Below are 20,251 nucleotides of genomic sequence, written 5' to 3'. Positions count from 1 at the left end.
GCGCCGGGACCCGGTCCCTCGCGCGGACCGCCACGCCTCCACGCCCCGCCCGCCCGCCGCCTCACGGAGGACCCATGAACACGGCACCGACTCTGTCCCAGCGGTCCTCCGGGACCACCGACCCCCGGGGCGGTGGCGCCAAGGCCTGGACCGTGACCGCCCTGCTGGTGGTCTTCATGATGGTCAACTTCGCGGACAAGTCCGTACTGGGCCTGGCCGCGGACGAGATCCGCGCCGATCTCCACCTGAGCGCCACCCAGTTCGGCCTCGCGAACAGCGCCTTCTTCCTTCTCTTCTCCGTCTCGGCCGTCGTTGTCGGCCTCGTCGCCGACCGGGTGTCACCGAGGCTGCTGCTCCTGGTGATGGCCGTCCTGTGGTCGGTCGCCCAGGCGCCCGCCGCGATCGGCGGCGGCCTCGCCGTGCTGGTCGGCTCGCGCGTGGTCCTCGGCGCGGCCGAGGGACCGGCCTTCCCCGTCGCCCAGCAGGCGACCCTGGCCTGGTTCCCCAACCACCGGCGCAACCTGCCCGGCGCTCTGATCACGCTGGGCGTGACGCTCGGCGTCATCGTCTCCGCGCCCGGACTGTCCTGGGTCATCCAGCACCACGGCTGGCGGGCGGCGCTGTGGGTGCTGGCCGCGGCAGGTCTCGTATGGGCCCTGGCCTGGAAGCTGTTCGGGGCGGACGGCGGCCACCGCACGGAGGAGAAGCGGCCGCTGCCGGGCACCGGGGCGGCCGCTCCCGTTCCGTACGGGCGGATCCTCGCCACGCGCACCTGGATCGGGGCGACCCTCGCCTACTTCACGAGCTACTGGTCGGTGGCGCTGATGCTGGTCTGGCTGCCGTCCTACCTGCGCAACGCCCTCGGGCACCCCGCCCACACGGCGGCCGTGCTCATCGTCGTGCCCTGGGCCGTCGGCGCCGTGGCGCTGCTCGCCCAGGCCGGGATCACCGGCCGGCTCATGCGACGCGGAGTCAGCAGCCGCCGGGCACGCGGCTGGGTCGGCGGATGGCTGCTCGGCCTGGGCGCGGCGTGTCTGCTGGCGCAGACCTTCGTGGACGGTTCCACGGGCAAGACCGTGCTGGTGGCCCTGGGATTCGGTCTCGGCGGCTCCTACGCGACGGTCGCGGCCACCACGGTCGCCGAACTCGCCCCCGCCGGCCGGAGCGGCGGCTCGCTGGGCGCGATGAACGCGGTCGTCACGGCCGCCGGCCTCGCGGCACCGGCCGTCGTCGGCGCGCTGGTCGACGCGCGGGGCAACGACGGCTACCACCTCGCCGTCACGTTCTCCGGCGTGCTGCTCGTGATCGGGGCGGCGGCCTCCTTCCTTCTGATCGACCCGGCCCGCGACACCGCCCGGCTGGCGCGGTGACCCCCGCCGCCGCACCCGGGGCCGACGCCCCGTCCGCCCCGACCCCCACACCGAGGAGCCTTTCCGTGAGCGCCGCACCGGTACTCGACACCGCACCCCTGGACCAGGCCGTGACCGCACTGCGCGAGGGCGCGGAGACCTGGATCCCGACCGGCCCGGCCGAACGCATCGGCCTGCTGGAACGAATGCTGCCCCGCATCGCCGAAGGCGCCCCCGCCATGGTCGCCGACGCGGCACGCGCCAAGGGCTACGGAGCCGACTCGCCCTGGGCGGCCGAGGACTGGGTCACCGCACCCTGGGCCCTGGCACAGACCGTGAGCGCGTACCTCCACGTACTGCGCAGGCTCGCCGACGGCCGTGACCCGGTTCCGGCCCGGTCCGTCCGGGACCGCGGCGGGCGCACCGTGGTCGACGTCTTCCCCGCCACCGGCACGGACCGCCTCCTGCTCAGCGGCTTCTCCGCACAGGTGTGGACGCTGCCCGGCACCACGCGCGAACAGGTGCTCGCCAGGGCGGCGGGCGCCTACCGGGGCCGCCCGGGAGCGCCGGCCGTGGCACTCGTCCTGGGCGCCGGGAACGTAGCGGCCATCACCCCGCTCGACATCGTGCACAAGCTGTACCTGGACAACCAGGTCGTCATCGCCAAGATGAACCCGGTCAACGACTACCTCCGGCCGCACTTCGAGAAGGTGTTCGCGGAGTTCGTGGAGTGCGGATGGGTCCGCTTCGTGGACGGCGGCCCCGCCGAGGGCGCCTACCTGGCCGCGCACGAGGGCATCGACACCATCCATGTGACGGGCAGCGAGCGCACCCACGACGCCATCGTCTGGGGCACGGACGAGCCGGCACGACAGCGCCGCAGTGACGACACCCCCCTGAACGACAAGCCGTTCACCAGTGAGCTCGGTGGAGTCAGCCCCTGCATCGTCACCCCGGGGCCGTGGACGGACGCGGACCTGCGCTTCCAGGCGGAGCACATCGTCACCAGCAAGATGAACAACTCGGGCCACAACTGCGTCGCCAGCCAGATCCTCGTGGTGCCGCGGGACTGGGACGGAACCGAGCGGCTGCTCGACGAGATCCGCCGGGTGCTGCGCGAACTCCCGCCCCGCAGCGACTACTACCCGGGCGCGGCCGGACGCCTGCGCGGCGTCGTCGACGCCCATCCCGGGACCGAGTTCCTCGCCGGTGCCGCCTGCGGGGCGCTGGTGCCCGACATCACGCGCCCGGACGACCCGATGCTCACCGACGAGGTCTTCGCCAGTGCGCTCGGAGTGGTGCGCCTGGAGGGCCGGGACCCGGCCGCATACCTGCGCCGGGCCACCGACTTCGCCAACGAATCCCTGCCGGGCACTCTGGGCGCCACCCTGCTGGTCCACCCCCGCACCGAACGCGAGCACCGCGAGGCGGTGGACACCGCGATAGCCGCACTGCGCTACGGCACGCTCGGGGTGAATTGCTGGTCGGCGTTCGGCTTCCTCCTCGGATACACGCCGTGGGGCGCGTTTCCCGGGCACACCCGCCAGGAGATCGGCAGCGGAATCGGTTTCGTGCACAACGCCTTCATGCTGGAGGACGTGGAGAAGACGGTCCTCCGGGCCCCGTTCGCCCCGTCGCCCCGCGGCCTGTTCACGGGTTCGCCCTCGCTCTCGCCGCGTCCGCCGTACTTCGTCACCAACAGGACCGGCCGGACGACCATGCGGCGGCTGACCGCCTTCACGGCCGCGCCGAAGCTCCGCAGGCTGCCGGGCATCTTCCTGTCGGCGCTGCGGGGCTGAGCTCTCCAGGGGCAAGAGGCGCTCGGCACGGCCGAGCGCCTCTTGTCACCGATCCGGACGCGACCGCCCGGCTCCGGTTGCGCCGAGGCTCAACGCAGCCCGTAGTAGAGCGAGTTGTGCGCCGTGTCCGGCAGGTACAGCACGTCGTTCCCGTCCGAGTCGCGCCGTACCGCCAGCCGGTCCGCGCCCACGCCCGGTGCGGCGGACTGCGAGGTCCATGTGGTGTCGGGGCGGGTCGCTGCGAAGACGCGGTCGGTGCCGGAGGTGGTCACGTAGTAGACGCGGCCCGCCTCCGTCTCGTCCCAGGTGATTCCGAGGGCCGCGGCGGTCTGGCCGCCGGCGTACACGGTCTGGCGGATCCAGCTGCTGCCGCTCGGATACGCGTAGTACACGCGGAAGTTGCCGGCGCTGTCGGCCGAGCGGTAGCGGTAGGCGACCTTCGGGGTGGAGCCGTCGAGGGTGAGCTTGGCGCTCTGCACCGCCGGGCCCGTGTAGGCGTTGTCGATGCTCCACTCCTCACCCGTGGTGAGCTCCTGGATCACGTCGGACGTGGCCGGTGTCACCGGAGTGGTGACGGCCGCGCCCGCGCTGTCCGCGAAGGCACCCGTCGCCGGGTCGTAGCGGAGGTAGGAGAGCTGGTGCCGGAACGCGGTCGCCGGCGCCTTGGCCCACTCGTAGAGCAGGTGCACGCGCCCTGCGGCGTCGACCGTCAGGTCGTCGGGGTACACGGAGCGGTTCAGCGCGACGGCGAACGTGGCGACCACGCTCCAGCGCGCTGCGGCGTTGTCCCAGCGGTACAGCTTGCCGGGGCGCTGGTCCGAGCCGGCGCCGACGCGGGCGGCCAAGTAGAGGTCGCCGTTGGGCGCGGTGGTCACGACCGGGTAGGTGATGGCCTCGCCCTGGTCGGGCAGTTCGGCCGCGTGGTCCGTGACGTCACCGCCGGGCGCCTCGGTGCGGAAGTAGCGCCAGGGGTTGGCGTGCATGGAGGTGAACACGTGGAGGCGGCCGCTGCCGTCGCGCGCGACCGACGGCTGGTTGTGGCCGTTGTCGTCGGGGAACTCGGCCTGCTGCCCGTTCGCGGCCAGCAGCGGCAGCCGGCTCCACACGCCGTCCGGGTCGCGGCGGGCGATGGCCGGGCGGTGCGTCGCGGCCGTCGCGCCGGGCTCGTTGAAGGCGAAGTACGTGTACTGGCCGCGGCCCTTGTACGTCGCGGCGGGAGTCCACCAGGCGGCCTGGTTCGAGGAGTCCATCGCGTACGGGACCTTCTCGATCACCGTTGCCGCGACCGCCGCACGGTCCGTTCCTGCGGCCTGGGCGGCGGCCTGGCCGGGCGTGAGCAGGGCGGCCAGGGCCGCGGCCGAGGCGGCGTACGTGCGTGCCGTGGGACGTCGCAAGATGAGCTCCTTCGCGGGCGGGACGGTCGGGGTGCGGAAGCGGCCCCCTGGGCCGTTCCACTCCTCCGCTGCGCGGGAAATTTACAACAGATCCCATATCGTGAATAGGGCTTGCACAATGAGGATTTGAGATACCCCAGAGGGAATGTGCGTGCAGCACGGCGAAGGGCCCGGTGAAGGCTGATCCGCCTTCACCGGGCCCCGGCCCGCCCCGCGCCGTCTCAGCGCTTGATGAGCGCGGCGACCTCCTCGCCGGCCTTCTTCATCGCGTCCTTCGGCTTCGACTTGCCGACCAGGACGGCCTGGACCTGCTTCGCCACGGCCTCCTCGATCTGCGCGTTCTGCGCGAACTGCCAGAACGGGCTGCCGGTGGCCGTCTTGGTGATCTTCTCCGTCCACTCGGTGGTGAACGTGTCCTGGGCGACCTTCGGGTCCGCCAGGCCCGCCGTGGTGGACGGCGGCAGGGCCCGGGACGCGAAGTACTCGGAGGTGGTCGCGAGGTCGGAGGTCGTGTGCAGGGCGAACTCCGTCGCCGCGTCCTGGCCCTTGCCGTTGACGATCGCGATCACGCCGCCCCACAGCAGCGCCTGCGGTGTGTCTCCGGCGCGCAGTACCGGACGCATCATCGGCTGCATGGCGTCGGCCAGCGTCTTGTCCTTGGACTGGGCCGCGGTCACGCCCTTGCCGATGACGGCGTCGTCGTAGAAGGCCGCCTTGCCCTGCCCGAACAGGGCGCGCGCGTCGAAGCGGTCCACGTCGGCGGCGATCAGCTTCTCGTCGTGCAGCTTCTTGTACCAGGTGACGGCGTCGACCGAGGCGTCGTCACCGATGGTGACCTTCTCGCCGTCCATGAGCGTGCAGCCGAAGGTCTGCATCCACGGGAAGATGTCCTTGAGCTGCGCGACCTTCGTGGCGGCCGCGTAGGGCACGACACCGCCGCCGAGCCCCTTGAGCGCCCGCAGCGCGTCCTCGAACTCCTCGACCGTGGTGGGGTGCTTCTCGATCCCGGCCTTCGCCAGCAGCTTGGAGTTGGCGATCACGCCGATCGAGCCGGTGTTCCACGGCAGGCCGTACTGCTTGCCGTCGTACACGCCGCTCTTCAGCGCCACGTCCGTGTAGCCGCCCTTCGGGGCCACGGAGCCGAGGTCGGCGAGCTTGCCCATCTGCGCCACCGCGGCGAGCCACGCGATGTCGAGGTGTATCGCGCCGGTGGTCTCACCGCCGCCGAGCTTGAGGGTCAGCTGGCTGAGGTACTCGTTGTACGGGTACGAGACCGCGCGGACCTTGGACTTCTCGGCCTTCTCCCAGGCGGCGATGATCTTCTCGATCGCCGGTCTGGCGGCCTCCTCGTTGAGCGACCAGGAGGTGAAGTCGAAGTCCTTGGACTTCGTGTCGCCTCCGTTGGAGGCGCTGCCGGAGTTGGACGGGGACGGCGCGCAGGCACCCAGCGCGCCGACGCCGGCCATACCGAGCGCGCCGATACCGAACATGCGCAGCGCGCCGCGGCGGCTGATGCCAGAGGTGGTCATGGTGTCTCCACGGGAGAAGAGGAAAGGGAGGGGAGGGAGGAAGGAGGGGGAGGGTGCGGAAGAGGGCGTGCGGGGGCTACTTGACCGAGCCGGCGGTCATGCCGCCGACGAGGTAGCGCTGCAGGAACATGAAGGCGACGACCACCGGGATGGACACCACGAGCGAGGCGGCCATCAGCTCGGGCCAGGCGGCCTGGAACTCGCCGATGTAGGTGGAGACGAGGCCGGGCGGCAGGGTCTGCTTCTCCTTGTCGGCCAGCGTCACGGCGAAGATGAAGTCGTTCCAGCCGCGGACGAAGGCGAACAGCCCGGCCGCGATCATTCCGGGCGCGGCCAGCGGCGCCACGATGGAGTGCAGCGTCCGCCACCGGGAGGCGCCGTCGATGGACGCGGCTTCCAGGAGGGCGTCCGGGATGGTGTCGAAGATGCCCTTCAGCATCCAGACGCACAGCGGCATCGTGAAGGTGGTGAAGGACAGCACCAGCGCGGTGTACGTGTTCAGCAGGCCGAAGCTGGAGAAGACGGCGTACAGCGTCACCAGCAGGAGCGCCTGCGGGAACATCTGGGAGGCCAGCACCATGTGCATCAGCGAGCGCCGGCCGCGGTAGCGGAACTTGGAGAACGAATACCCCATGTACGTGGCGACGATCACGCTCAGGACCGCGGTGATCGAGGCCACGACGAGCGAGTTGACCAGGTACTTGATCAGCTGGTCGTTGTCGGCGAGCGCCGTGAAGTTGCTGAAGGTGATCTCGGTGGGAACGAACTTCGGCGGGAACTGGAAGGCCTGGTCCGGGCTGCTCAGGGCGGTGGCCAGCAGCCAGTAGACCGGCAGGAGGCCGAAGGCGCCGATCACCAGGATCGCGGTCCAGGCGGCGACGCGTGAGCGCAGGAGGTCCTTGCGCATCCGGCGGCGGGACGTCTTCTGCCCGGCGGAGACGGCGGACGGCCGCAGCCGGTCGCTGCCGGGCAGCGGGGTGGAGGTCGTGGAGGTCATCAGGCGTCGCCCTTCCGCTCGGTGATCCTGAGGTAGACGACGACGAGGAGGAGCAGGAGCACCATCCACAGGCCGCCCAGCGCGGTCGCCCGGCCGATGTCGAAGCCCTTGAAGGCGGTCTGGTACACCGCGGTCGCGAAGGTCTCGGTGGCACCGGCGGGCCCGCCGCCGGTGAGCACGTAGATGGTGTCGAAGTGCTGGAAGTTCCAGATGAACTCCAGCAGCAGCACGATCGTGGCGACCCCGCGCACCTGGGGCCAGGTGACGGCGAAGAAGCGCCGGATCGAGCCGGCCCCGTCGATGGAGGCCGCCTCGTGCAGTTCCTTGGGCACGGTCTGCAGACCGGCCAGGAGCATCACCATCATCCAGGGGAAGCTCGCCCAGGTCTTGGTGACGATGACGGCGAGCATCGCGGTGCCCGGCTGGCCGAGCCAGGACACCGACTCGTCGATGATCCCGGTCTCCATGAGGACGCCGTTCAGCACGCCGTAGTTCGCGTTGAAGATCCACATCCACAGGAAGGAGACCACCACGCCCGGGATCACCCACGGGAACAGGAACAGGCCGCGCATGAAGCCGCTGCCCTTCAGACCCGAATTCAGCGCGAGCGCGAGCGCGAACCCGAGGACGAAGGGGACGATCGTCGCGCCGACGGTGAAGACCAGGGTCTGCTTGAGGATGGTGAGGAAGTCGCCGTCCAGCCAGTACGTGAAGTTGTCGAGCCCGACGAACTCCCGTCCCGGCAGCCGCAGGTCCTGCTTGAAGAAGCCGGTGAACAGGGCCGACACCAGCGGATAGATGATGATCGTCGCGAAGAGCGCGATCCCCGGTGCGGTCAGCAGCAGTGCGAACGCGCCGTTGGAGAGTTTTCCACCGGTCCGCTCACGACGTGGAGCGGCCTTCCGTGGAGGTGCGGCCGTACTCATGGATCAGTCCTCTCGAACGGGGCGGGAGCGGTGGTGCAGGGCGTGCCACGTGGCTGCGCTCCGGGGGCGGAGACGATGCGGCCGGACGTGAGCCGTGAGCCGCGCCGTCCCGTGCGCCGGCCGAGGCCCTGTGTGAAGGTCATGCTGCCGCACTGAACACAAGTTGCAGCATGCGGGATCGTTCTCCATATCGTGCGAAGGCGTCAACCCTTTTGGTCGGTGAATCGTCGGTTCTGTGTGGAACCGACGAGGCTTTTGACCTGCCGTGAACTCGAACGGTAGCCCTCGCCGACGGCATCGTTGGCTGCGCCGGAAACTTACAACACATCCCACTGGCTGAACAGTGGTTGCACAATATGGATGTGATGTACGTTCGTGGTCGCTCCGCTGCGGCGGAGGGAATCCGTGCTTCACACCGAGGAGGCCGCCCCGTGCGGGAAGAAGAGGTCCATTACGACATCGCCGTCATCGGCGGTGGCCTGGCGGGGACCTGTGCGGCCATCGCCGCGGCCCGGCTCGGCCGGCGCGTCGCCCTGGTCAACAACCGGACCGTGCTGGGCGGCAACGCCAGCAGCGAGGTCCGGGTCTGGGTCTGCGGAGCCTCCGCCCACGGCGTGCACCGCTGGGCCCGGGAGACCGGCATCATGGGCGAGCTCTACACCGAGAACCAGTACCGCAACCCCGAGGGGAACCCGTACTACTGGGACCAGGTGGTCCTCGACGCCGTCCGGGCCGAACCCAACATCGACCTGTACCTCAACACCGACGTGCGGGAGGTCGACGCGAGCGGTCCGGACGACGCACGCGAGGTGCACTCCTGTACCGGCTGGATGATGGGCTCCGAGCGGCGCATCACCTTCCACGCCCGGCAGTTCCTCGACTGCACCGGCGACGGCCTGCTCGGCCACCTCGCGGGCGCCCGCCACCGCATCGGCCGCGAGGCGCGCGCGGAGTTCGGCGAGCCCTGGGCGCCCGAGGAGGCGGACGAGGCGCTGCTCGGGTCGACGATCCTCTTCTACACCAAGGACCTGGGCCGGCCGGTGAAGTTCGTGCCGCCCGCGTCCGCCCGCGACCTCACCACCACGCCCATCCTGCGCAACCGTGTCCTGCGCACCGGCGACAACGGCTGCGACTACTGGTGGGTCGAGTGGGGCGGCGAGCTCGACACCGTCCACGACAACGAGCGCATCCGCGACGAACTCCAGTCCGTGGTCATGGGCATCTGGGACCACATCAAGAACTCCGGCGAGTTCCCGGACGCCGAGAACCTGACGCTGGAGTGGGTCGGCAGCCTCCCGGGCAAGCGCGAGTACCGCCGCTTCCTCGGCGACCACGTGCTGAGCCAGCAGGACGTCCTGGAGCAGCGGCAGTTCGACGACCGCATCGCGTTCGGCGGCTGGTCCGTCGACCTCCACCCGGTGCAGGGGATGTACGCCGACGAGCCCGGCGCCCGCCAGCGCTACGCGGACGGCATCTTCCACATCCCGCTGCGCTCCCTCTACTCGGTGAACGTCACGAACCTGATGTTCGCCGGGCGCAACATATCCGCCACCCACATCGCCTTCGGCGCCACCCGCGTGATGGCCACCTGCGCCACGCTCGGCGAGGCCGCGGGCACGGCCGCCGCGCTGTGCGTGGCCGAGGGCATCGGCCCGCGCGAACTCGCGACCACCCGCCCCGAGCTGGTGCGCCGCGCCCTGCTGCGGCAGGACGCCTCGGTGATCGGCCTGTCCGACGACGACCCCGGCAACCTGGCGCGTACGGCCCGGGTCACCGCCTCCTCGTACCAGAACCGTCTGGCCGCGGAGCCGGCCCCGGCCGCGCCCGGCGAGCCGTACCCGCTCACCCGTGACCTCGCGCTGCTGCTGCCGGTCGACCCCGCGCTCGACACGGTCGACCTGCTGGTCCACGGCGCCCCGGACGGGCGGGCCGTCGAGCTCACGGTGGAGCTGTGGAGCACCGGCCGCCCCGAGAACGCCGTGCCCGCCGACCACCTGCTCACCACCACGGTGAGCGTCCCGGCCGGAGGCCCCCACTGGGTCACGGCCTCCCTCGGCCACCGCCCGGACGCCCCGGAGAACGTCGTCCTGATCGTCCGCGCCTGTCCGGGCGCGGCGCTGGTCCTCGTCCCCGTGCGCACCGACGGGGTTCTCGCGCTGCGCAGCAGGGCCGAGGGCGATGTGGCCGTCGACCACGACATCCCCGAGGAGGACGGCCAGCTGGTCCTGGAGTGGCAGGCCCGCGGCCTGCGCCGCCGGACCTTCGGCTTCCGCGCCGCCCCGGAGACCGGGGCGTTCCTGCCCGAGCGGGCCGTCGGCGGATTCCAGCGCCCCTACGGCGGGCCGCAGATGTGGTCGTCCGGGCCGCTGGCGGACCCGGAGCGGGCCGGGCAGTGGCTGCGCCTGGACTGGGACGAGGTGCAGCGGCTCGCCGAGGTGCGCGTGGTGTTCGACGACGACGTCGACGAGTACCTCAACAACCTGCACCGCCACCGCACCCCGTTCGAGGTCATGCCGGAACTGGTGCGCGACTACCGCCTCCAGAGCCGCGAGCCCGACGGCACCTGGACCACCCTGCTCACGGTGACGGGCAACCGCCGCCGCCACCGCGTGCACGGTCTGAGCGGCGCGGACGGCGGACCGGTGAGCACCGACGCGCTGCGGCTCGTGGTGGACGCGACGCACGGGGCGCGGCACGCGCACGTGATCGCGTTCAAGGCGTACGGCGCGTAGGCACGCGGCGAAAGAGGGCCCGTACAGGCCGGCCGGCCTGTACGGGCCCCCTTTCGGCGGCTGCGGATGAATCAGACGGCGCCCAGTGCCTGGCTGATGGCGTCGGCGGCCTCGATGACCTCACGGGTCAGCGCGAGCCGCTGTCCTTCCTCATCGGCGTGACCGCCGAGGAGGGAGGTGGGGCCCCACAGGGAGATGGCGGCCACGACGTCGCCCGAGGAGTCACGGACCGGAGCGGCGAGCGAGGCCCGGCCCAGGGCCCGTTCCTCGGCTTCGACGGCGTAGCCGGTGCGGCGGACGGTGTCGATCTCGGCGTCGAGGAGATCGTGGCTGGTGGTCGTGTAGTCCGTGTGTGCCGCCAGCGGTTCGGGAAGCAGTGTGCGGCGCTCCTTGGGCGTGAGCCCGGTGAGGAGGCATTTGCCGATGCTGGTCGCGTGCAGCGGGGCGGTGTGTCCGGCCTGCGTGTACGACTTCGGGGTGCGCGCTCCCTCGAAATTGCACAGGAACATCAGCTCGGTGCCGCGGCGGATGGCGACGTTGGCCCCCAGCCCGGTGCGGGTGGCGAGGTCCTGGAGGACCATGCGGGCGGCACGGTGCACCGGATGCCGGTTGGTGGCGGTGGCGGCGAGGGGGAGGATGCCGAGGCTGAGCCGGTAGAGGTTGCTGACCGGGTCGCGCTCGACCATGTCGAGGCGTTCGAGGGTGGACAGCAGCCGCGAGGTGGTGGAGGAGCCCAGCCCGGTGAGTTCGGCGACATCGGAGACGCGCAGCTCGGCGCGGCCCGAGTCGAGTGCGCGCAGCACCGAGACGGCTCGTTCGACGCTCTGGTTCGTCCCGGCGTCGGTCGCCCGAATAGCCATGACCCTCCTCATTTTGCAAATCGCTTGCACATTCTGCATCAGCATATCGCGTCGGCCCGTGCGGCGGCTGCGAAATCCAGGGCCGGAACGGGTGCGGAATGCCGCCCGTTCCGGCCATCCGGGAGGCCGGACATCGTGTCCGGGCCCGTCGCGGTCAGGCCTGATCGCCCGCGACCGGGTTGTCGGAGGGCAGCCTTGGGGTGAGCGGATGAATGGACGGGGCGCAGGTAAGGCGCGGACGGCGCTGCCCGCACGCGTGATCGAGGTCGGAGCCGAACCGCTGGACCGGCCGGTGCGGGACTCGCTGGGCGGCCGGCCCTTCCTCGACCCCGGGCAGGAGTGGCCCGTGTGCTTCTGCGGGGAGAGGCCGGCTCTGTTCTTCCAGCTCGACGTGCCCGCGGACATGGGGCCCTTCGGCGGGGACCACCTGCTGCTGTTCCACTGCCGAGCGCACCACGAGGCGTCCGATGCCGAGTGCGCCGGCGGGCGGCTCGTGCCCCGGTACCGGGACGCTCCGCAATCGCACTGCCCGGGACCCTTCTGGCGCGTTCTGCTCCAGCGGCAGGCGGAACTTCCGGCCGCCGAGCCCGAACCCGCCGTATGCGCACTGCCGTTGACGCTGCGGCCCTTCGACGACGTGCCCAGCCCGCGCGGCATCGGAGCCCAGCTGTTCAAGCTGGGCGGTACGCCGTCCTGGGCGCAGGATCCCGAGTACTGCACCTGCGCGTGCGGCGCCGATCTGGAATTCCTCTGCCAGGTGCCGGAGGGCATGGAATTCGCGGTCCGTCCCGGCCTGCCGGAGCAGCCCTGCAGCGTGGGGGCCGACACCTACGGGATGTTCCTCGGCAACGAGGTCTGTCTGATGGCGTGTCCGGCCCACTGCGACCCCGCGGCGGTCTGGCCGGTGAACCAGAACTGAGCGCCGCGCGGCAGGGGCGGGAGCGCGCCGCGCGCCCCCGCCCCTGCTCCGCCCCCGGCGTCAGGCCGGGCGCAGGCCGAACCAGTCGTACGCCGCACTGCCCCGGGTCGCGTACATGCCGACGACCCGGCCGGTGAAGCCTCCGGCCACCTCCGTGGTGAGGTAGCGGCCGTCGAGGGCGGCCAGGACCTCGAAGCCGCCCCCGTCCGTCTCGTAGCCCAGGTGGAGGGTGTCGGGCGCGCCGATCCGGAGGCCGGGCGAGGCAGCTGCCCGCGGGTCCGTGACGGACGGCGGCAGGGTGACCTCGGTGGTGACGTCGATCCGCAGGGTCAACGGGCCCGGCGGCACGGTGCGTTCGGCCACGCTGTGGCACAGCGGGCCGATCCTGGCGACGACGTGGACCGTGCCGGCGCCGTCCGTCTCCACCCGGTAGTGGTGTGCCTCGTCGATCCGTACGACGAGTCCGCCCAGGCCTCCCGGCGCGACGTCGATCCGCGTGCGGGCGGTGCAGTCGGGGTCCTGCTGGCGCCGCCCCACGACGAGCGCGCCCGGCGAGTCGAGGCTGTCCGCGCGGGCGTGCAGGACCAGGTGCCCGGGTCGCTCGTCCAGGCGGACGGCGGCCGGGTCGTGCCGCCTCAGCGACACCCAGTGCGGCGCGAGCGCGGGGGAGTCGAAGTCGTCCCGGTCCGCCTCGTCCGGCCACGGGTGCGGCGGCAGGGCCGGGGCCTCGGCCCGCAGGTCCACCGGCCCCGGCAGCGGCCACCCGTCCTCCCAGCGGACCGGTGCCAGGAACGTCTCCCGTCCCAGGCCGTGGTACTTCGGGGTGTCGCCACGGGGCCGGGTGCCCAGCAGCACCATCCACCAGGTGTCGTCCTGCGCCTGGACGAGGTCACCGTGGCCGATGTTCTGGACGGGGTGGCCGGTGCTGCGGTGGGAGAGCACGGGGTTGTCCGGATGCGGTTCGAACGGCCCCGGCAGGCTGCGGGCCCGGGCCACCGACATCGCGTGCCCGCGCTCGGTGCCGCCTTCCGACAGCAGCAGGTACCACCAGTCGCCGATCCGGTACAGGTGCGGTCCCTCGGGGTACTGCAGTCCGCTGCCGGACCACAACGCCACCGGCTCGCCCAGCGGCCGCCCCGTCTCCGGGTCGAGGCGCACCCCGTGGATGCCGTCGTCCGAGTATACGCACCAGCAGGTGCCGTCCTCGTCCCAGGCCAGGTCGGGGTCGATGCCCGGTACGCCGACCGGCACCGGGTCCGACCAGGGACCCGCGGGGTCCTTCGCGGTCACCAGGACGGTGCCGGCGTCGGTGACCACGGTCGTGATCATCCAGAACAGCCCGTCATGGTGCCGCAGGGTGGGCGCGTACACACCGCACGAGGCCGGAACCGTCTCCGGCAGCTCCAACTGGCCCGGCCGGTCCAGCGCGTGGCCGATCAGCCGCCAGTTCACCAGGTCGCGGCTGTGCCACAGGGGCACCCCCGGCACGTACTCGAAACTGGACGTCGCCACGTAGTAGTCGTCGCCCACCCGGCAGATGCTCGGGTCCGGACTGAAGCCGGGTATCACGGGGTTGTCGAAGAGCGCCATGTCCGTCCCAGGGTGTGGATGGCCGGGTGGCGGGAATCGCTTCCAGCCGCACCGCCACGTTCGTCGAAGCGCTTCGAAAGTCGCACGGGGGCAGGGTGCTGTCAACGGTCTTCGGGCAGGGGCGGCCCGTCCGGGCGTGCCCCGTACGGGCGCCGCGGGCGTGCACACGCGGTCGGCAGGCGCCCGGGCGCGGCATGGCGTGGCGGGTGAAGTCGGTTGCGCGACAGCCGCGTTGAGGGAACGTCCGGTGCCTGGGCGGCGCCGGGGGCGGGGCCGGCTCGCCGCGGGGTGGAGGCCGCCCGGGCGGCGTTCTTCCCTGACGTACGGAGGCGGCACGGGCTGCCGTGCCGCCCTGGGCCGTCGCCGCGCGCCGGGCCCGGCCCGACAGTTACCACAGCGTAACTTACTGGCGGGTTACCTTCGGTAAGTGCCGCTGCTAGCTTGCGATCACCTGCATTCCGAGCAGAGCGAGGAGTGAGCTGTGAGCCGCAAGAGCACCCGTTCGCCGTCCCCCGCCCCCACGACGTCCCCCATGGTTTCGCCCGCCCGCGGGCCACGCCCCGGTGGCATGCGCGCGGTGGCCGTCGCCGTGACCGCCGCGGCCTGTGTGGCCGCGTACGCCGCACCCGCGTCCGCCACCGACGGGCCGCAGCCCGTCGTGTCCCGCGGGGTCACCATCCCCGGCTTCTACAACCCGCCGGCCGAACTGCCCTCCGCCAACGGCGCGGTGATCCGCCACGAGCCGCTGCCGCTCGGGCTCAGCCTGCCCGGTCTGGACGGCCGCCCGATGCCGGGCACCGCGACCCGGCTGATGTATCGCTCCACCGACTCGGGCGGTCAGGCCGTCGCGGTGACCGGCGCCTACATCGAGCCGTCCGCCGCCTGGAAGGGCTCCGGCCCGCGCCCGCTGGTGGCGCTGGCCTCGGGAACCGTGGGCCAGGGCGACCAGTGCGCGCCCTCCCTGAGCCTCCAGCACCCGCTGGCCCTGACCCCCGAGACCGTCTCGGTCGGATACGAGACCCTGGCGATCTACCGGCTGCTCTCCGCCGGCGTCGCCGTCGTGGTCACCGACTACGTCGGCCTCGGCACGACCGACCGGCTCCACACCTACGTCAACCGGCTCGACCAGGGCCACGCCCTGCTCGACGCGGTCCGTGCCGCGCACCAGCTGCCCGGCGCCTCGATCACACCCGACTCGCGCACCGGCCTGTACGGCTACAGCCAGGGCGGCGGAGCCAGCGCGTCCGCGGCCGAACTCCAGTCGGCCTACGCACCCGACGTCAAGCTCTCCGGCACGTACGCGGGTGCGCCGCCCGCCGACCTGACCGCGACCATGAAGGGCATCGACGGCAGCGCCCTCGCCGGCGCCCTGGCCTGGTCGATCAACGGCTTCGCCCAGGCCGACGCCGACCTCAGGGACGTCGTCGAGGCGAACGTCAACGACGCCGGCCGGGCCGCGCTGAAGGACGCCTCCACCATGTGCGTCGGCGACGCGATCTTCGGCTTCGGCTTCACCAAGAGCAGCAAATGGACCACCAGCGGGAAGTCCCTCGGTGACGTCATCGCCGCCGAGCCCAAGGCGCAGGCCGCTCTCGACCGGCAGCGCATCGGCACGCTGAAGCCCACCGGCCCGGTGCGCCTGGCCACCGGGGTGCAGGACGACATCGTGCCCCACACCCAGGCGCGCCAACTCGCCGTGGACTGGTGCCGCAAGGGAGCCGACGTCACCTACGACGCCATCGTCCTGCCGAACCTCGGCGACAAGCTCCTCACCAACCACCTGGTTCCGCTGATCACCGATCAGGGCGATGCGATCTCCTGGATGACCGACAGGCTCTCGGGCAAGGGAACATCGTCCAACTGCTGGACGATGCCGCTCCAGCCCTGACCTCCGACGCGGAGTGCGGTCGCGGGTAAACCGTTGTCGCCGCGGGGCGGTGGGCCCGATCATGGACCGGTCCTGCCCGCCGCCCCGTGAGGAACCGCACGACATGCCCCTACCGGCCGACCCGACCGTTCTCCACCCGATGCCCGGACAGCCACGGGTGGTGCAGCTCAAGCCCCTGGTGAAGTCTCCGCTGATCGAGGCCGGGGAGTACTCCTACTACGACGACCCGGACGACGCCACGCTGTTCGAGACGCGCAACGTCCTCTACCACTACGGCCCGGAGAAGCTGGTCATCGGCAGGTTCTGTGCCCTGGGTACGGGCACCCGGTTCATCATGAACGGCGCCAACCACCGTATGGACGGCCCCTCCACCTTCCCGTTCCCGACGCTCGGCGGATCGTGGGCCGACCACTTCGACCTGCTCACCGGACTGCCGAACCGCGGGGACACCGTCGTCGGCAACGACGTCTGGTTCGGCCACGGCGCGACCGTCATGCCCGGCGTACGGATCGGGAACGGCGCGATCATCGGTGCCGGTTCCGTCGTCACCAAGGACGTGCCCGACTACGGCATCGTCGGCGGCAACCCGGCCCGCCTCATCCGCACCCGCTACGACGACCGGGACATCGCCCGGCTGCTCGCCGTGGCATGGTGGGACTGGCCGGCGAAGCACATCACCACCCATGTGCGCACGATCATGTCGGGCACCGTCGACGCGCTCGAAGCCGCCGCCCCGACCGCGTGACGGCGGCTGCGCCCGGGCCCGGCGAAATCCATGTGCGGCGGGCCCGGGCACCGGCTATCGTCCTCGGCATGTTCTTCCGCCAGCTCTACGGCTGACGAGGGACGGGGCAGTGTCCCCGTCCCCGTCCGGTACGCCCCGTGCGCGCCCACGACCCGGATTCCGGGCCGCAGCGGCCGACGCACCGGTCCGCCGTGTCCCTATTCGCCGTAGACCTGAATCGAGTGATCTTCCATGTCACGTCGCCGTGCCCACATCGCCATGGTCGGCATCCCCGCCGTCAGCCACGTCCTGCCGAGCCTCGAAGTCATCCGTGAACTGGTGGCCCGCGGCCACCGGGTGACGTACGCCAACGACCCGGCGGTGGCCGACCGGATCACGGTCACCGGCGCCGAGTTCGTCCCGTACGGCTCCACCCTGCCGGTCGCCGACAACAACTGGCCGGACGACGCCATCGGCGCGATGGGCCTCTTCCTCGACGACGCCGTCCAGGCGCTCCCGCAGCTGAGGGCCGTCTACGACGACGACCCCGCGGACCTGTACCTGTACGACATCGGGGCGTACGCGGCGCGTGCGCTGGCCGAATCGCAGAAGCGCCCGCTCATGCAGCTGTCCCCGGCCATGGTCGCCTGGGAGGGGTACGAGCGGGACGTGGCGGCTCATCTGTGGGCGCTGCCCGGAGCCGGCGCGTACCGGGCGAAGTTCACCCGCTGGCTCGCCGAATGCGGCGCGTCCACCACCGACATGGACGCCTTCGCCGGGCGTCCCGAGCACACCCTCGCCCTGATCCCCCGGGCGATGCAGCCGCACGGCGAGGACGTCGACACGGACACCGTGACGTTCGTCGGCCCCTGTTTCGGCGGACGCGGCGCCGAACAGAGCTGGACCCGCCCCGCCGACGCCGAGCGCGTACTGCTGGTCTCGCTGGGCTCGGCCTACACCGACCGGCCCGAGTTCTACCGCAGGTGCCTGGCCGCGTACGGAGACCTGCCCGGCTGGCACGTCGTCCTCCAGATCGGCCGGCACACCGACCGGGCGGAGCTGGGCGCCATCCCGGACAACGTCGAAGTGCACTCCTGGGTACCGCAGTTCGCGATCCTGGAACAGGCGGACGCCTTCGTCACCCACGCCGGGATGGGCGGCAGTGCCGAAGGGCTGTACACCGGCGTGCCGATGATCGCCGTTCCGCAGGGCGCCGACCAGTTCATGAACGCCGACCGGCTCGTGGAACTGGGCGTGGCCCGCCGCATCGACACCGAGGACGCCACCGCCGAGGTGCTGCGGACCGCACTGGCCGAGCTCGTCGCCGACCCCGGGGTCGCCGAGCGCTCGGCACGGCTGAGGGCCGGGGTACGGGCCGAGGGCGGGACCCCGAGGGCCGCCGACCTCATCGAGGAGCTGCTGGGCTGATCCGCCGGCGGCGGCGAAGCCGGGTCACTCCGGCCTTCGCCGCCGCCCGGCCGGCCCGTCAGGAGACGTATCCGGCTCTCACGGTGTGACCACGGGGAAGTCGGGGTCGAACTCGTCGAGCAGCCCGGCGAGCGTCCGCAGAGCGGTCGCGTCGCCGTCGAGCGTGATCTTCCCGCCCTGGGCCAGGTCCGGCGCGGCGGCCGGCTTCAGCAGTGCACCGACGAGCGCGGCCTTGGGGCCAGTGACGGTGAGCGCGGTGTCGGGGTGCGCGCCGCGGCGGGCGTTCAGGACACCACGGGCGACCCACATCGTCCAGGTCTCGTCGAGGTCGGTGAAGCGGAAGTCGATGCGCAGGCCGGCCTCCGCGGCCTTCTCGCCGATCAGATGCACGGCGGCGAAGTCGAAGAGGATGTCGATGGGCATGGCCAGGATGGTGTCCGGACTGGCGGTGGCGAAGGTGGCCGGCTGGATTCCCTGACGCAGTTCCATGGCGGCGGTGAGGAAGATGCCGCGCCACTGCGGGCCCTCGGCCTGGTATCCCATCTGCTCGTACGCGTCGGCCTGGAGATCACGGGCGGCCCGGTTCTCCGGCTGGGCGAAGACCAGGGTGTGCAGGATCTGAGCGGCCCAGCGGTAGTCGCCGTCGGCCAGGGCGCGCCGCCCCTCGTCCATGATCTTCTCGGCACCGATGAGTTCGGTGAAGCGGCGGGCGGCCTCGACCGGCGGGTGCGGATGCAGCGAGACCGGGTCGCCGTCCCACATGCCGAGTTCCTTGGTGAACACCGCACGCACGTCGTGGTGCAGGGTGCCGTGGTAGCCGCGGTTGAACCACTTGCGCCCCAGCTCCTCGGGCAGCTCGATCTCCTCGGCCGCCTCCAGGGGCGTGTAACCCTTGTTGGCCAGCCGCAGCGCCTGGTCGTGGAGATACTTGTACGTGTCGCGCTGCGACTCCAGGAACGCCGTCACCTGCCCGTTCTCCCACACCGGCCAGGTGTGCGGCCCGTAGTGGACCTGCGCCTCGTCGCCCCAGCGCTCCAGCGTCTCGTCGAGGTAGCGGGCGAAGTTGCGGGCGTCGCGGGTCCGCGCGCCGCGCAGCGTCTGGATGTTGTGCAGCGAGTGGTTCGCGTTCTCCGCACAGGTCAGCGCTCCGAGCTGCGGGATCCAGATGTGCATCTCCTCGGGCGCCTCGGTGTCGGGGGCGTAGAGGAACTCGAACTCGAGACCGCCGAGCTCCCGCTTCGCACCCGTCCCGGTGATGGAGTCGGTCGGCGAGATGTACGAGACCGTCACACCGGGCACGGTGCCGATTCCGATGCCGCAGGTGACACAGCCGCCGGGACCGGGGGCGAGGAGGCTGTTGAACGCGTACGAGGCGCGCCGGGACATGGCGTTGCCGGCGATCACGTTCTCGCCGATCGCGTGCTTGTCGAACGAGGCGATGGTGCCCGGGGCGATGATCGGGACCTTGCCCGCGGCCACGTCGTCGGCGCTCACCACGCCCTTGACGCCGCCGTAGTGGTCGATGTGGGTGTGGGTGTAGATCACGGCCGCGACGGGCTTGTCGCTGACATGCTCGCGGATCATGCTCATGCCCTGGCTCGCGGCCTCGACCGAGGCCATGCAGTCGACGACCACCAGACCGGTGTCGCCCTCGATGACCGTGAGGTTGGCGATGTCGTTGTTGCGCACCTGGTGGACGCCGTCCACGACCTTGTACAGGCCGCCCTTGCGGATCAACTGCGACTGACGCCACAGACTCGGGTGCACGGTGTCCGGCGCGGGGGCGTCGTCGCCGAGGTAGTCGTACCGGGACGCATCGAAGATCACCCGCCCGTCCGTCGAGTACAGCTTGTCGGGCAACGGGGCGACGAAGCCCCGGTCCCGGTCGGCGAAGTCCTGCCGGTCGTCCATGTCGTACCCGGCCACGGCCGCCCTGTTCGCCGCGGCAGTGGTGGGCGTGGCGCCTTTGGGCGTGTAGGTCATGACGAACAGCTCCCGTCCGTCGCGGCCACCGGCCGGTCAGTGCCTGTTTCTCAACCTCCGGCCTTTGTGATCAAGGAATGGGCGGCGGGTCGCCTGGGGTGGACCGGTACGGTGACAGTGAGTGACGTGTTCT

Annotated in this window: 14 protein-coding genes; 7 read left to right on the top strand and 7 right to left on the bottom strand. The window is 71.5% G+C overall.

Features of this window, described 5'->3' with window-relative positions:
* Nucleotides 1-74 precede the first annotated feature (74 nt).
* Both ACIQMX_RS31750 and ACIQMX_RS31745 read left to right on the top strand, forming a co-directional pair.
* On the top strand, nucleotides 75-1,370 hold the full coding sequence (locus tag ACIQMX_RS31750; protein ID WP_402483264.1) for an MFS transporter: 1,296 nt from the start codon (nucleotides 75-77) through the stop codon (nucleotides 1,368-1,370).
* Nucleotides 1,371-1,435: 65 nt separating this feature from the next.
* The gene (locus ACIQMX_RS31745; RefSeq protein ID WP_402483262.1) at nucleotides 1,436-3,148 is read left to right on the top strand and encodes an aldehyde dehydrogenase family protein; all 1,713 of its coding nucleotides are present in this window, start codon (nucleotides 1,436-1,438) and stop codon (nucleotides 3,146-3,148) included.
* A gap of 89 nt (nucleotides 3,149-3,237) precedes the next feature.
* On the opposite strand, the gene ACIQMX_RS31740 is transcribed toward ACIQMX_RS31745, so the two are convergent.
* The 4 genes from ACIQMX_RS31740 to ACIQMX_RS31725 form a co-directional block, all read right to left on the bottom strand.
* A complete protein-coding gene (locus ACIQMX_RS31740; RefSeq protein ID WP_402483259.1) occupies nucleotides 3,238-4,542 on the bottom strand; it encodes a BNR-4 repeat-containing protein in 1,305 nt (434 codons plus the stop codon).
* 221 nt (nucleotides 4,543-4,763) lie between these two features.
* Nucleotides 4,764-6,071 (bottom strand): extracellular solute-binding protein, encoded by a 1,308-nt coding sequence (locus ACIQMX_RS31735; protein ID WP_363076721.1) that lies wholly within the window; start codon nucleotides 6,069-6,071, stop codon nucleotides 4,764-4,766.
* Nucleotides 6,072-6,147: 76 nt separating this feature from the next.
* Nucleotides 6,148-7,068 carry a carbohydrate ABC transporter permease gene (locus ACIQMX_RS31730; protein ID WP_363076719.1) on the bottom strand — a complete coding sequence of 307 codons (921 nt, stop codon included), beginning with the start codon at nucleotides 7,066-7,068 and terminating at the stop codon, nucleotides 6,148-6,150.
* Nucleotides 7,068-7,994, bottom strand: a complete 927-nt coding sequence (locus ACIQMX_RS31725; RefSeq protein WP_363076717.1) for a sugar ABC transporter permease — start codon at nucleotides 7,992-7,994, stop codon at nucleotides 7,068-7,070. The genes ACIQMX_RS31730 and ACIQMX_RS31725 overlap by 1 nt, the downstream gene beginning before the upstream one ends.
* A 431-nt stretch (nucleotides 7,995-8,425) precedes the next feature.
* Between ACIQMX_RS31725 and ACIQMX_RS31720 the strand changes: the two genes are divergently transcribed.
* Nucleotides 8,426-10,726 carry an FAD-dependent oxidoreductase gene (locus ACIQMX_RS31720; protein ID WP_402483255.1) on the top strand — a complete coding sequence of 767 codons (2,301 nt, stop codon included), beginning with the start codon at nucleotides 8,426-8,428 and terminating at the stop codon, nucleotides 10,724-10,726.
* Nucleotides 10,727-10,797: 71 nt separating this feature from the next.
* On the opposite strand, the gene ACIQMX_RS31715 is transcribed toward ACIQMX_RS31720, so the two are convergent.
* Nucleotides 10,798-11,586, bottom strand: coding sequence for an IclR family transcriptional regulator (locus ACIQMX_RS31715; RefSeq protein WP_363076713.1), 789 nt, complete (start codon nucleotides 11,584-11,586; stop codon nucleotides 10,798-10,800).
* Between the two features lie 208 nt (nucleotides 11,587-11,794).
* Here ACIQMX_RS31715 and ACIQMX_RS31710 point away from each other — a divergent pair, with 208 nt between their 5' ends.
* Entirely contained in the window at nucleotides 11,795-12,505 is a 711-nt protein-coding gene (locus ACIQMX_RS31710) for a hypothetical protein (protein ID WP_402483252.1), read from the top strand.
* A 60-nt stretch (nucleotides 12,506-12,565) separates the two neighbouring features.
* Here the strand turns inward: ACIQMX_RS31710 and ACIQMX_RS31705 are convergent, their stop codons facing one another.
* Nucleotides 12,566-14,095, bottom strand: a complete 1,530-nt coding sequence (locus ACIQMX_RS31705) for a glycoside hydrolase family 43 protein (RefSeq protein WP_402483249.1) — start codon at nucleotides 14,093-14,095, stop codon at nucleotides 12,566-12,568.
* Nucleotides 14,096-14,576: 481 nt separating this feature from the next.
* Between ACIQMX_RS31705 and ACIQMX_RS31700 the strand changes: the two genes are divergently transcribed.
* From ACIQMX_RS31700 to ACIQMX_RS31690, 3 genes are all read left to right on the top strand, one after another.
* Nucleotides 14,577-15,983 carry a lipase family protein gene (locus ACIQMX_RS31700; RefSeq protein WP_402483246.1) on the top strand — a complete coding sequence of 469 codons (1,407 nt, stop codon included), beginning with the start codon at nucleotides 14,577-14,579 and terminating at the stop codon, nucleotides 15,981-15,983.
* Between the two features lie 103 nt (nucleotides 15,984-16,086).
* Nucleotides 16,087-16,728 carry a CatB-related O-acetyltransferase gene (locus ACIQMX_RS31695; protein ID WP_402483243.1) on the top strand — a complete coding sequence of 214 codons (642 nt, stop codon included), beginning with the start codon at nucleotides 16,087-16,089 and terminating at the stop codon, nucleotides 16,726-16,728.
* A 231-nt stretch (nucleotides 16,729-16,959) separates the two neighbouring features.
* On the top strand, nucleotides 16,960-18,135 hold the full coding sequence (locus tag ACIQMX_RS31690; RefSeq protein WP_363076705.1) for a macrolide family glycosyltransferase: 1,176 nt from the start codon (nucleotides 16,960-16,962) through the stop codon (nucleotides 18,133-18,135).
* Between the two features lie 78 nt (nucleotides 18,136-18,213).
* Here ACIQMX_RS31690 and ACIQMX_RS31685 read toward each other — a convergent pair whose 3' ends face one another.
* The gene (locus ACIQMX_RS31685) at nucleotides 18,214-20,118 is read right to left on the bottom strand and encodes an alkyl sulfatase dimerization domain-containing protein (RefSeq protein ID WP_363076703.1); all 1,905 of its coding nucleotides are present in this window, start codon (nucleotides 20,116-20,118) and stop codon (nucleotides 18,214-18,216) included.
* Nucleotides 20,119-20,251 lie beyond the last annotated feature (133 nt).

Source organism: Streptomyces sp. NPDC091416 (assembly GCF_044756845.1).
Taxonomy (GTDB): domain Bacteria; phylum Actinomycetota; class Actinomycetes; order Streptomycetales; family Streptomycetaceae; genus Streptomyces.
The sequence above is the reverse complement of the archived record's forward strand: the minus strand, read 5'-3'. Positions and strand labels throughout refer to the sequence as shown.